The 12,446-nt window shown below is 66.8% G+C and carries 11 protein-coding genes; 4 read left to right on the top strand and 7 right to left on the bottom strand.

The annotated features are described in order from the left end of the window. Positions 1 to 3: 3 nt before the first annotated feature. Positions 4 to 513 (bottom strand): GNAT family N-acetyltransferase, encoded by a 510-nt coding sequence (locus ACU4E7_RS12580; RefSeq protein WP_238120098.1) that lies wholly within the window; start codon positions 511 to 513, stop codon positions 4 to 6. A gap of 218 nt (positions 514 to 731) precedes the next feature. On the opposite strand from ACU4E7_RS12580, the gene ACU4E7_RS12575 reads away from it, so the two are divergent. After that, positions 732 to 1,046: a hypothetical protein gene (locus ACU4E7_RS12575; protein ID WP_238120089.1), complete on the top strand. Its 315-nt coding sequence runs from the start codon at positions 732 to 734 to the stop codon at positions 1,044 to 1,046. A gap of 108 nt (positions 1,047 to 1,154) precedes the next feature. Beyond that, positions 1,155 to 1,811: a peptide-methionine (S)-S-oxide reductase MsrA gene (gene msrA / locus ACU4E7_RS12570; RefSeq protein ID WP_238120087.1), complete on the top strand. Its 657-nt coding sequence runs from the start codon at positions 1,155 to 1,157 to the stop codon at positions 1,809 to 1,811. 35 nt (positions 1,812 to 1,846) lie between these two features. Here the strand turns inward: msrA and ACU4E7_RS12565 are convergent, their stop codons facing one another. Then, positions 1,847 to 2,830 (bottom strand): LLM class flavin-dependent oxidoreductase, encoded by a 984-nt coding sequence (locus ACU4E7_RS12565; RefSeq protein WP_447019053.1) that lies wholly within the window; start codon positions 2,828 to 2,830, stop codon positions 1,847 to 1,849. 327 nt (positions 2,831 to 3,157) lie between these two features. On the opposite strand from ACU4E7_RS12565, the gene ACU4E7_RS12560 reads away from it, so the two are divergent. After that, positions 3,158 to 3,847, top strand: a complete 690-nt coding sequence (locus ACU4E7_RS12560) for a fumarylacetoacetate hydrolase family protein (RefSeq protein WP_447019052.1) — start codon at positions 3,158 to 3,160, stop codon at positions 3,845 to 3,847. 10 nt (positions 3,848 to 3,857) lie between these two features. Here the strand turns inward: ACU4E7_RS12560 and ACU4E7_RS12555 are convergent, their stop codons facing one another. Beyond that, complete coding sequence (locus ACU4E7_RS12555; protein ID WP_447019051.1) at positions 3,858 to 4,571, bottom strand: adenosylcobinamide amidohydrolase; 714 nt, start codon at positions 4,569 to 4,571, stop codon at positions 3,858 to 3,860. A gap of 100 nt (positions 4,572 to 4,671) precedes the next feature. Then, complete coding sequence (locus ACU4E7_RS12550) at positions 4,672 to 5,748, bottom strand: 3-hydroxyacyl-CoA dehydrogenase NAD-binding domain-containing protein (RefSeq protein WP_447019050.1); 1,077 nt, start codon at positions 5,746 to 5,748, stop codon at positions 4,672 to 4,674. 139 nt (positions 5,749 to 5,887) lie between these two features. Here ACU4E7_RS12550 and ACU4E7_RS12545 point away from each other — a divergent pair, with 139 nt between their 5' ends. Beyond that, on the top strand, positions 5,888 to 7,003 hold the full coding sequence (locus tag ACU4E7_RS12545; RefSeq protein WP_447019049.1) for an Lnb N-terminal periplasmic domain-containing protein: 1,116 nt from the start codon (positions 5,888 to 5,890) through the stop codon (positions 7,001 to 7,003). Here ACU4E7_RS12545 and ACU4E7_RS12540 read toward each other — a convergent pair. From ACU4E7_RS12540 to ACU4E7_RS12530, 3 genes are all read right to left on the bottom strand, one after another. Further along, the gene (locus tag ACU4E7_RS12540; RefSeq protein ID WP_447019048.1) at positions 6,955 to 7,461 is read right to left on the bottom strand and encodes an acetone carboxylase subunit gamma; all 507 of its coding nucleotides are present in this window, start codon (positions 7,459 to 7,461) and stop codon (positions 6,955 to 6,957) included. The two genes, ACU4E7_RS12545 and ACU4E7_RS12540, sit on opposite strands and share 49 nt — an antisense overlap. 185 nt (positions 7,462 to 7,646) lie before the next feature. After that, positions 7,647 to 9,977, bottom strand: a complete 2,331-nt coding sequence (locus ACU4E7_RS12535; protein WP_447019047.1) for a hydantoinase B/oxoprolinase family protein — start codon at positions 9,975 to 9,977, stop codon at positions 7,647 to 7,649. A 271-nt stretch (positions 9,978 to 10,248) separates the two neighbouring features. Next, positions 10,249 to 12,402 carry a hydantoinase/oxoprolinase family protein gene (locus ACU4E7_RS12530; RefSeq protein WP_447019046.1) on the bottom strand — a complete coding sequence of 718 codons (2,154 nt, stop codon included), beginning with the start codon at positions 12,400 to 12,402 and terminating at the stop codon, positions 10,249 to 10,251. Positions 12,403 to 12,446: the final 44 nt, after the last annotated feature.

The raw sequence follows: 12,446 nt of genomic DNA, 5'->3' as shown, positions 1-12,446 counted from the left end.
GCGCTACCGCTGCCAAGCGAATGCGATCTTGTCCAGCGTTTTTGTGCCGAACCTCTCGGTTGAGGATGCGACCGGTTGACCACCCAGGGCTTTATAAAAGCCCACCGCATTCTCGTTTTCGGCCAACGCCCACACCACCAGCCCGTCGAGCCGCGCCAGCGCCAGATCGCGCCGCGCCGCCGCAAACAGGCGCTGGCCGAAGCCCAGCCCCTGATATTGGGGGTGCAGGTAGATCTCGTAGATCTCCCCGCCATAGGGCAGCGCCTTGGCCCGGTTGCCACCGAAATTCACATAGCCGGCCAGGTCATCACCCACCAGCAGCACGGAAATCCGGCTACCCCGACGAATGGCGGTCTGCCACCATTGCGGGCCACGCCGCTCCACCATCCGCTCCAGCTCGAGGCCGGGGATGAGGCCGCGATAGGCCGCCCGCCACGCCGCGTCGTGCACCGCCGCGATCACGGGCGCGTCGGCGACCTTCGCTCTGCGGATTTCGATCACGAGCGTGTTCATGGCACGATGGAAGCAGACGCTGCGCTTCCCTTCAAGTGGCACTCTCTTAAGATGCACTGCAATATCATGCGCGCGCCGGCCTCCGGCGCCGGCCTTTCGGCTGGGGCGTTCCCGAATCGGCGCGGAGGCGACAAGATCGTTGCGGGCGGGCATCTCCCCTGGAATGGGGGACGCGCGCCTGTCCTGGCTCCTTCACTGACGTGGCGGCCGTCGTGCGAATGATCCGTTTTCTGCTTCGTTTCTCCGGCTTCTGGCTGCTGGCCGGCGGCTTCGTCGCGCTGATCGTCGATGGCACACGCTCCATCGCCGCCTCGGCCATGCTCTTCACCTCCGCCGGCGATGCCTGGTATGCGCTGGCGCCGGGCAACATCGAGCATGCGGAAGCGGTCACGGAGGCCGCTTCCCCCCTGTTATGGAGCAAGCTGGTGATGCCGCTGCTCTCCCTGCCAGCCTCGGCGGTGCTGGTGGTGGCGGGCCTCGCCCTGCTCGGCCTGGGGCGCAGCCGCGAGCATTCGCGCTTCGAGGTGAGCTGACCCCTCGCGGCGGTCCCGCGCCATCCCCATATCTGCGACACAACACAGCGACGGTGCGGTCGGTGTCCTCACGGGCCTGATCGCACACCGCTCAGCAGGAGCGCCGCCATGTTCTTTCTGAAAAAGTCCCTCGAACTGCCCACTGCGGACCAGGCCCTGCCCGGCCGGTCCACGCCACTGCCCACCGCCGCCAACCATTTCGTCTCGGGCCACCCGCTGAAAGGCCCCTATCCGGAGGGGCTCAAGACTGCGGTGTTCGCCCTCGGCTGCTTCTGGGGCGCGGAGCGGCGCCTGTGGCAGGTGCCCGGGGTCTGGGTGACCGCCGTCGGCTATGTGGCGGGGCACACGCCCAATCCCACCTATGAGGAGGTCTGCTCCGGCCTCACCGGCCATACCGAAGCGGTGCTGGTGGTCTACGACCCGGCGGCCGTGAGTTATGCCGCGCTGCTGAAGGTGTTCTTCGAGGCCCACGACCCGACCCAGGGCATGCGCCAGGGCAATGATGTGGGCACCCAATACCGCTCCGGCATCTATGTGACGGACGATGCGCAGAAGATCGAGGCCGAGGCCGCCAAGGCGGCCTATGGCGCAGCCCTGAAGGCGCGGGGTTTCGGCCCCATCACCAGCGAGATCCTTCCCCTCGGCCCGTTCTATTTCGCCGAGGATTACCACCAGCAATATCTCGCCAAGAATCCGAACGGCTATTGCGGCCTGGGCGGCACCGGCGTCAGCTGCCCGATCGGCACGGGCGTCGCCGCTCCATAGGCCGGCAGCCGGGGGCGCGCCCTCCCGCGCGCCCCTCAGGCCGCCGCGGGCAGTTGTGGGCGGATGGTGGTGGCGAATGCCTCCACATCGGCCAGCCGCTTGCTGAAGGCGGGGGACAGCGGCTTCAGCAGCACCATGCGCGGATCGAGATCGGCGGCAATGGTGGCGAGCTGCGCCCGTACCTCGTCCACCGTGCCCACCAGGGAATCCGCCACCATGCGATCGAGGGCGAACCAGGGCGTCCAATCGGGCTGCGCCTGCTGGGTGGTGGCCTGCATGCGTTCGACGAACGGGCGCAGGAAACCCTTGGCCTCCTCCACTGCCTGTTCGCGGGTCGGCGCCAGGTGGAAGAAGCGGATGAGGGTGAAGCGCGGATCGACGCCCGGCGCCGCCGCGCGATACATGTTCAGGCTCTCGCGCGCGCCCGCCAGCGGAAAGGGCGGCGCCGCCATGATGCCATAGCCCCGCGCCGCCGCATGGCGCAGGGCATCCGGCGTGGCCGTGGCAAGGAAGGTGGGAATGGGCGCCTGCACCGGCTTGGGCACCAGCTCCACGCCATCGAGATCGAAAAACGCCCCCTTGAAGCGCACCGACGGCGTGTAGAGCAGCTGCTCGATCACCTCCAGCGCCTCCAGGGTGCGGGCGCGGGACTCCTCCTTCGCCACGTGGAAGTGCTTGTTCTGGACCGGAAACGGCCCGCCCTTGGCAACCCCGAGGTTCAGCCGCCCACGGGAGAGGATATCCACCGTCGCCACGTCTTCCGCCACCGTGATGGGATCGCGGAACGGCAGCAGCACCGCCGCCGAGCCGAGCCGGATGCGCGAGGTCTGCCCGGCGAGATGGGCCAGAAGGGCGAGGCAGGAGGGGCTGGCCGCGCCGGGGTTGAAATGGTGCTCCGCCACCCAGGCCTCTTCATAGCCCAGGTTCTCCGCCGCCCGCACCAGCTGGGTCTGCTCTGCAAAAGCCGAGACATAATCCTGCTGCGGATTCTCATAGGTGCAGAAAATGCCGAAACGCATGGCAATCCCCCAAAAGCAAATCGCGTAAGCGCCCGACCGGCGACCCACGCCCGGGCTGGAAACAACAACGTTATATATATGTGAATATAGTTCGACTGTCATGACTGCGCAGGGGTTCCGCGACAGACCAGGGAACCACCCGTGGTGGGCGTTGCCGGCTTTCCTCGCCCGCCACAACGGCCTAATAGCTTCGGTTGAGGTCGCCGCCCGTCATGCGGGCGGGCTGCGCCGGGACCTTGCGCCCCGACCTGGCGAAGCCGCGACCGCCCCAGGCTGACCGAGACTGGCGCGAGGCCTGGTGTCCACATCGGCGTGTCGGAGTCCGCGATGGTCGACTATGTGTTTCCGCCGCTTGCCATCCCCACCCTGCCGGTGGTCGGCAGCACCGCTGTGTTCCCGGTGCACCGCATCTATTGCGTTGGCCGCAATTTCGCCGACCACGCCATCGAGATGGGCCACGACCCCAACAAGGAGCCGCCGTTCTTCTTCCAGAAGAACCCGGACACCCTGGTGCCGTCCGGCTCCACCATGCCCTATCCCTCCGCCACCAAGGACGTGCACCACGAGATCGAGATGGTGGTGGCGCTGAAGTCCGGCGGCACCGACATTCCGGTCAGCGAGGCTCTCGACCACGTGTTCGGCTATGCGGTCGGCCTCGACCTGACGCGCCGTGACCTGCAGGCGGATCTCAAGAAGCTCGGCCGCCCGTGGGAAGTGGCCAAGGCGTTCGAGAATGCCGCTCCCTGCTCGGCCCTGGTGCCCGCCAGCGTCACCGGCCATCCCTCCACCGGCCGCATCTTCCTCAAGGTGAATGGCGCGGTGAAGCAGGACGGCGACCTCAACCAGATGATCTGGAAGGTGCCGGAGATGATCGCCACCCTCTCCACCCTGTTCCGCCTCGCCCCCGGCGACCTCATCTTCGCCGGCACCCCCGCCGGCGTCGGCCCGGTGGCGCGCGGTGACCGCCTCGAAGGCGAGGTGGCCGGCGTCGGCACCCTCGACATCACCGTCGCCTGAGCTTCACGCCTTAGAACACCAGCCGGCCGGGATCGGCCAGCCAGACGGCGGCGGCCTCACGGGTCGCCGCCAGCGCCGCCGCGCCGAGCGCCTCGCCCGCCGCGGTGTGAAGACCCGCATAGGGCACTGGCGCCCCCGCTGCCGGCGCGCTCATCACCACACAGTCGGTGCCGGTGCCAGACACCGCCTCATCGGCTCCCTCGCGGCGGAAATCCGCCTCCAGAATGGCCCGGGTGCGAGCCTGCACGACGATGGAGGAGGCCTCCAGCAGCGCTGCCTCGGTCAGGGAAATATCAAGGGCTGCCAGCATGTTGACGGTGCCGGCGGTGAGCCGCTTTGCCGCCTCGGGCGAGAAGCGGTGGCCCACCCGTTCCCCATTATTGAGGCCGAGGGTGACGAGGCAGGTGGCGGTGATCCCTTCCGCCTGACAGGTCGCCAGATGATGGTGCGCCACGTTGCGGGAGGTGAGCAGGCCGACGGCTGCCCCAAGCCCTTCAGATTGCAGGCGGTCACGGAACCAGGCAGGCACGTCGAGATCAGCCGTGAGGTCGCGGTTGCGCACCTCCAGCCAGGCCACCTGATCCGCCGTGGTGAAGCCCGGCCGGGTGATGGACCAGGACACCATGCGCTGCGGCGCGGTGAAGCAAGCCACCAGCCAGGGCCGGGCGCAGCGGACCTGGAACAGGGGTTCAGGCGTGGCCCGACAACGGTCCGCGATCGGCACCGGCACTTCTCCTCAGTCTCTCGGGCGCAAACGGGCAGAGCCCGAACAGCACGCGACCCGGCGCAGGGCCGGGTCGCGAAGGCATTGAAGCTGAAGGCGTTCAGGCCTGCTTGGCGGGATCACCCTCGATGTCTTCCGCCGGGGTTTGGCGGGTGACGGAGGGGGCGTCGCTGCCGGGGAAGGTCTCTTCCAGCGCCTCGTCCAACCGCCGGTCGGCGGCCGCGGCGGCACGCGCCGCAGCGCTGGCGGCGCGCAAAGTAATGATGTCTGTCAACAGCTTATCGCGCCATTGGGCGAGCTCGGTCATGGAGCGGCCATCGGCTTCCGCCTTGACCCCGTCCACCAGCGTCTGCTGCAGCTCGGCGGTCATGTCGGGTGTGCCGAGATCGGCCCACCAGCTTTCCACCGCCGGCAACAGGTGCTCCATGAAATGGGCAAGGCCGCCCTGGCCGCCGCCCAGGTTGAAGGTCATGTGCGGGCCCATCAGCGCCCAGCGCAGGCCGGGCCCTTCGGTGACCGCGGCATCGATGTCAGAGACCGATGCAACCCCTTGCTCCACAAGGTAGATCGCCTCCCGCCACAGGGCCGCCTGCAGGCGGTTCGCCACGTGGCCGGTGACCTCCTTGCGGATCTCGATGGGGCGCTTGCCGATGGCGGCATAGAAGGCCATGGCGGTGTCGATGGCGGCGCGGCTCGCCTTTTCGCCACCCACCACTTCCACCAGGGGAATGAGGTGGGGCGGGTTGAACGGATGGCCGATCACGCAGCGTTCGGGGAAGCGGCAACCCTGGGAGAAGCGGGTGACGAGGAGGCCCGACGAGGAGGACGCAATCACCACCTCGGGCGGCAGAAGCTCGCCGATGACCCCGAGGAGCTTCTGCTTCACCTCGTAGCGCTCCGGGGCGTTCTCCTGAACGAAGTCCACCCCCTCGACCGCCTTGGCCGGATCGGGCTCGAACCGCCACCCCTTGGGGTCGCCCTTCACCGTGCCGAGCGACTGCAGCACCGGCCAGGCGCCGTCGATGAGCTGCTGGGTGTGCTCCTTGGCGCCGGGGGCGGGATCGCTCACCACCACGTCGAGACCATGGGCCAGGAAGTGCGCCGCCCAGCTGGCGCCGATGGTGCCGGCGCCGATCACGGCAACCTTGCGGATGGGGGTATGGCTGGTGGCGGACATGGCGGCACTCCTTCACGCAGTTCAACAGGACGATGGGCCAAACCCACCGTTGGTAGCGGTCTACGCCACCTGGAGGCGCCCGTCGATCACGCCCGCGTGATCCCCACAAGCGCGGGCCCGAACATGCTAGAGGGGCGCCATGGATCGATCTTCCTCCCCCGCCCCTGCACAGGCCCGAAACGGCCGGCTCCTGCGGCGCCTGTGGGCGCTGGCGCTGATGCTCGGCACCCTGGGGCTTGCCGGCTGGACGGCCACCGCCCTCGCCTTTCAAGCCGGCCCCTTCTGGCGCTGGCCGGCGACCGCGGCGGTGCTGGGGGTGGCCGCCGCGATCCTCTTTCTCGCCCCCCGGCGGCCGGAGCGGGCGAGCCTGGTGCTGGCGGCACTCGTGGCCATCGTCGCCTTGTGGTGGTCCACCATCCTGCCGCGCGACGACCGCGACTGGGCGCCGGATGTGGCCCAGGGCGTCACCGCCACCTTCCACGGCAGCCGCGTGACCCTCGCGCATGTGCGGGTGTTCGACTGGCACACGGAAGATGCGGCGACGGAACGCTGGGAAACCCGCACCTTCGATCTCGACCGGCTCGACCGGGTGGATGTCTACAGCTCGGTGTGGGCCAGCCCCGCCATTGCCCATACCCTGGTGGGTTTCGGCTTTTCCGATGGGCAATATGTGGTGTTCTCGGCCGAGATCCGCCGGGAGAAGGGCGAGACATTCTCGGAAATCGGCGGCTTCTTCAAGGATTTCGAGCTGGTGCTGGTGGCCGCCGACCCGGCCGACATCATCCACCTGCGCACCGATGCGCGGGGCGAGCGGGTCTCGCGCTATGCGCTGAAGCTGACGCCGGCGCAGATGCGCGCGGCCTTCCTCATCTTCGCCCACAAGGGCAATGATCTGGCCGCCCGCCCGCGCTTCTACCAGACCCTCACCACCAATTGCACCACGGTGGTGTTCCAGCTGGCGCGGCTGGTGGAACCGGGCATGCCGTTCGACTGGCGCATCCTGTTGTCCGGCTACCTGCCCGGCTATCTCTATGAGCACCGCATGATCGCCACCGATCGGCCGCTGGCCGAGGTGGAACAGGCCGCGGTGCTGGCGCCGGGCGCGACGCCTTGGCGTGAAAAGACCCCGGCGGCGGGTTCTCCGCCGGGGCCAGTGACCGCGCCCCTGGGGCGCCCTTCAGCGGACCAGTCGCCGAGCCCCCCCGCTCAGCCGTCCGCCCGCTCCGGCACCTTCAGCCCGAGCCATTCCGAATAGAAGGCGTCGATATCGGGCTCGAAGTCGCGGATCACCGGATACCAGGGGGTGGGCGCCTCCACATCGTGAAGGGTGCCGCATTCCCCGCAGAAGTATTCGCGGATCACCTGCCAGGTCGGCGTGGGCGCCATCAGGCGCGGATAGATTTCCTCCATCTTCTCGGGGGTATCGCGCACGTGAACGCGGGCGTGCAGCTTCCAATTGTCCTGCCAACCGCAGAAATCGTGACCGCATTCGCAGCGCACGGTCCATGTCTTGGAGACCTTCTGCTGCACGATATAGAGCTTGGGACCCAGCGGCAAGATGATCTTGTCATCCCACGGCACGCGCTCCTGCAAAATCTCCACATAGGTCTCGAACCGCTCCGGATCTTTCGGAGTGGAGAGCATCTGATGCAGGGTATCGGCGTCGATCTTGCCTTCGACCAGATCCTCGATCTTCGAGCGGGTGTAGGCCATGGGGTGTCCTCCTGATTGGGTTTGTTTGTGCCCCTGCCGCCAGTGCGGTGGGCGCTTCGGTTTCTCCCCTCTCCCCTGGCGGGAGAGGGGGTGCGTTGGGCAAGGGGTGAGGGCGGCCGCCCCCTCCCAACCCTCCCCCGCAGGCGGGAGAGGGCTTTAAGGGAGCGGGCTGCCCCCGGCCGGGCTCACTCCTCCACGAGCTGGACGGTGTGGACGTCCGGCAGTTCGGACAGGTCCATGGAGTAGCGCGAGCCATAGGTCGGCACGCCGATTTCCTCTTCCGTCAGGATCCAGCTCTCGGGCAGGTTCCAGAAGCTGCGGAAATCACGCTCGAACTTCGGCCCCAGCTTGAAGGAGGCGGCAAACATCTGCCGCACCTGGGTGGAGGCGTCCTTGGCGAGGATCTTCTCGCGCTCGCCCTTCATCCATTCGGTGGTGGGCACCGACTTGGCGATGCGGGCCTTGCGCATCTGCGCCCGGGCCGCCTCGGTGGCCGGCAGGTCCGCCACATAGAGGCCATCGGCCCCCTTCTTCACCACCACGCCATACACATCGCCGGCGAAACGCTCCAGGATGTAACCGCCGTTGAGATCCTCGGCGACCCTGGCCGGCTCGCGGTCCAGAGGATCGCCAAAGCCCGGGCCACCGCGCATGGTGTTGAGATAGAGGTCGTAGTCGGAGAACATCTCCTCGGTGGTGATGGCCTGCTTGTCGCGCTTGATGCGGGCCTTGGGCAGCATGGCGTCCCAGGTGGGGTTTTCCGGATCGACATCGCCGCCCAGCGGGATCGGCGCGCCGGAGGCGATCAGCTCCTTGAGCCCCGTATCATGGGCGGCGAAGCGATAGCCGGAAGCGGCCGGATAACCGCCCATCAGCCCCCAATCGGAGGAGATGTGGCCGTTGCCCATGAAGAACATGGTCCAGTCCTTGGCATTCCAGACCAGACGCAGGCTTTCGAAGCCGCAGCCGCCGCGATACTTGCCGGAGCCGCCGGACGAGGCCTTGATCTGCCGGCCGAGATAGATGAGCGGCTCGGCCAGCTCCCAGATCTCCATATCGCCCATGTCGCCTTCCGGGTTCCAGATGGCGGCGGCGTGGGAAAGGCCGTCCTGCACGGCGGTGGCGCCGGTGCCGTTGGCGGCGCACTCGAACGAGTTCACGGCATGGATCTCGTCATACTGATTGAAGCCGCCGCCCTGCAGCCAGTTCGACGTATTGGCGTTGCCGGCGTTCACCTCTTCCAAATATCCACGGCCGAAATAGGAGCGCGACAGGCCGCGCCACAGGGCCGTCCAGGCCGAAACCAGGAAGTGCCAGGAATAGGAGAAAGCGACGCGCCGGTCGTCCGGGTTCATCCAGGTGCCCTTGGGCAGGCGGAACTCGGTGCCATAGGCGGCGCCGTCATTGATCATTTCGGAGGGAATGAGGGTCTGGGTCATCATCACCCAGATGCCCGAGGTGAAGCTCACCTGATGGGCATTGTAGGTGTGCCAGCCCCAGCGGCTCGCGCCCTCGAAATCGAGCCGCCAGGTGCCATCCTTGCGAATGGTCATCTCGCACGGCGCGTGCATGATGGTGTCGATCTTGGCGAAGTCCGAGGGCACCCGCACATCGTCATGATTGTAGGGCACGTCGACGAAGCCCACCTGGCGATAAGTGCCGGGAATGGTCATGGCCTTGATGCGAGCCTGCAGGCCCAGGCGGCCATGCTCCACCGCCTCATAGGCGAACTTCCAATAGGCCTCGATGCCTTCTTCGGCGATCACCTCTTCCACCAGTTTGCGGATCATGTGGCAGCCAGCGACGCGGGTGCGCTCGTCCAGCATCCAATAGCGGGTGGTGCGCACCATGCGCTGGCTCTCGTGCAGCCAGTCGCGGAACAGTTCGTCATTGGCGCCGATCTTGCGGCAGGTGATGGAATAGCCATCGCCGAAGCGCTGCACCTGGCCGGTGGACATGGAGCCCGGGCCCACCGAGCCGGTGTCGATGACGTGGGTGACGCCGCCCACCCAGCCGATCAGTTCCCCTTCCCAGAAGATGGGCACGATGGTGTGGATGTCGCACGGGTGGACGTTGCCGATGAGGCTGTCGTTGTTGCAGAAAATATCCTTGTCGGCGATGCCGGGATTGGCCTCCCAATTATTCTCGATCATGTATTTGATGGCTGCACCCATGGTTCCCACATGGATGATGATGCCCGTTGAGGTCAGAATGCTGTCGCCCGCCGCGTTATAGAGGGTGAAGCACAGTTCGCCCTCCTGCTCCACGATGGGGGAAGCGGCGATTTTCTTCGCCGTCTCGCGCGCATCCACCACGCCGGCGCGCAGGCGTGAGAACAGCTTGTTGTAGAGAATGGGCTCGGCTTCCCGCAGATCCAGCTTCGTCAAACCGGCATAGCGACCGGTGGACTTGGTGGCCGCCATGAGGCGATCGCGGTGCTCCTTCAGCGTCTCGCCCCCGCGCACGAGGCCGCGGGTGGCGCTCTGCAGGCTGGTCTGCTTCACATTGACGTTCATGGGTGCGTTTCCTCTTCAATTCTTTAGGTTTTGCAGTCCTGATGTCTTTGTCCCTGGCCTTTACGTCTCCGGAGCCTCCGGCCTCCTCGCAAAAGCCCTCTCCCGGGTGCGGGGGAGGGTTGGGAGGGGGAAAGGGCGGCCTTTTCCGGGAACTCCATCCGGCGGGGAGTGCCCGGCCCTGGCGGCGCGGCCCCCTCCCCGGCCCTCCCCCGCAAGCGGGAGAGGGGGCGGGCGCGGCACCATCGACGGCGAGGCGGAAACCCGCCGCGCCTCACACCTCCTTCAGGTGGAACAGGCGGTGGCCGTCGAGCCAGGTTTCGAAGCCGTCGGGCACCACAAAGGTGGTGGCGTCGGATTCGATGATGGCGGGACCCGTCACCCGGTTGCCGGGGCGCAGGCTCTCCATCTTGTAGAGCTGCGCATCCACCCACTTCTTCTTGCGATAGAACTTGCGGGTGCCGATCTTGGCGTTCTCCGGCGGGGTCTCGCCTTCCTCCGGCTCCTTCGGAATTTTCGGCTTGGGGATCGGCACCATGCCACGCATGATGGCGCCGGTGACCGAATAGCCGAGCTCCGGCGAGCGGGCGGACGCCGCATAGACCCGGCCATAGGTGGCGTTGAAGGCGTCCGTCAATTGGTCCCAGTCGCTCGCCGAGCCGGCCTGCTTCAGCGGGCTCTCGATCTCCAGATCGTTGAGCTGGCCGCGATACTGCATGCGGTAGCCGGGCTGAAGGGTCACCTGCTCGGGCGCATAGCCGTTGAGCTTGAACTCTTCCAGCACGTTGTGGGTCAATTCTTCCCACGCCGCCTGAAGCGTTTCGGCCGCCTTCACCTTGTCCGCCTCGGGCGCATCGGTGGGCATGTTGATGTCGAGGGACTTATCGTAGCGATATTCGAAGTCCGCCGCCGCGCAGCCGAAGGCGGAGAAGCCCGCCGCCCAGGCCGGCACGATCACATCCTCGAAGCCGAGGCCCTCCGTATAGCCATAAGTGTGCACCGGGCCGGCGCCGCCATAGGAGAAGCAGACGAAGCTCGCCGGCGAATAGCCCTTGCCGGAGATCATCGAGCGCAAGTAATCGCGCAGGTCACTGTCGAGCAGCTCGATGACGCCGGCGGCGGCATCTTCCACCGTCAGGCCCAGCGGATCGGCGATCTGCGTCTTGATGGCATCCACCGCCCGCTGGCGATCGAGCTTGATGGCCCCGCCCAGGAAGTTGTCGGGGTTGAGATAGCCGAGCACCACGTGGCAGTCGGACACCGACACCGTCTCGATGCCGCTATCCTTCCAGCACACCCCCACCCGGTAGCCGGCACTGTCCGGGCCGAGCTTGATGGCCTTGGTGTAGGGATCGAGCCGGATGAAGGAGCCGGCGCCCGCACCCACGGAATCCATCGCCACCAGCGGCAAGGAGAGCACCAGACGGGCCATGTCCGGGTCGTTCTTGATGGTCATCTCGCCCTGGGTGATGAGGGCCACGTCGAACGAGGTGCCGCCGATGTCCGAGCAGGCGATGTTTTTGTAGCCCAGCACCTCGCCCAGATATTTCGCGCCGATCACCCCGCCGATGGGGCCGGACACGATGGTGCGCGCCAGCTCCTTCGCCTTCCAGGAGATGGTGCCGCCATGGGTCGCCATCACGCGGAAGTCGAACTTGGTGCCGCGCTCCTTGAAGGCGGTGGAGATCTTGTTCAGCGTCTGCCGCGAGGGCTCGGCCGCATAGCCTTCCAGAATGGTGGTGTTGGTGCGGTGGGTCTCCTTGCGCACCGGATAGTAATCGGCCGAAGCGAACACCGGGATGGACTTGCCGCTCTTCGCCACTTCCTCCAGCACGATGTCGCGCACCCGGCGTTCATGGGTGGGGTTCTTGTAGGAATGGAGCAGCGAGATGACGATGCCTTCCACATCGGCGGCGATCAGCTCGCGGGCGGCGGTGCGGGCGGTGTCCTCGCGCAGCGGGATCACCTGCGTGCCCATCATGTCGGTGCGCTCGGTGACGCCGCGGGTGAGCTGGCGCGGCACCAGCGGGGGATCGTAGCGGTGGGTGTTGAGGTGGATGCGGTCCTCATAGGCATAGCCGAGGTGGCTCTGCACCGCGCGGCCCATGCGGTGGAAATCCTCCATGCCCTGGTTGACGATGAGGCCGCACTTCAGCCCCTTGCGCTGCACCACGCGGTTGAGCATGGCGGTGCCGGAATAGACGCCGGTCTGCAACTGGCCGAGGGCGTCGTGGAGCGACATGCCCCAATTGGCGAGCCCGTCCTCGGAGGAGGCGATGAGGCCGATGGATTCGTTCTGCGGCGTCGATTGCGCCTTGCCGACGACGAAGTCGCCCTCGGCATCCACGAAGAAGGTGTCCGTCATGGTGCCGCCGGCATCGATGCCGAGCACCTGGACGTTACGCAGGGTTCCCACGGGCACGTTCACGTGTTGATCCTCCCTTTGTCAGGCCGGCCTCAAGCTGGGTCCGG

Source organism: Xanthobacter sp. ZOL 2024, from assembly GCF_052932325.1.
Note: the sequence above shows the minus strand (reverse complement) of the source record. Positions and strands in the feature narration are given on the sequence as shown.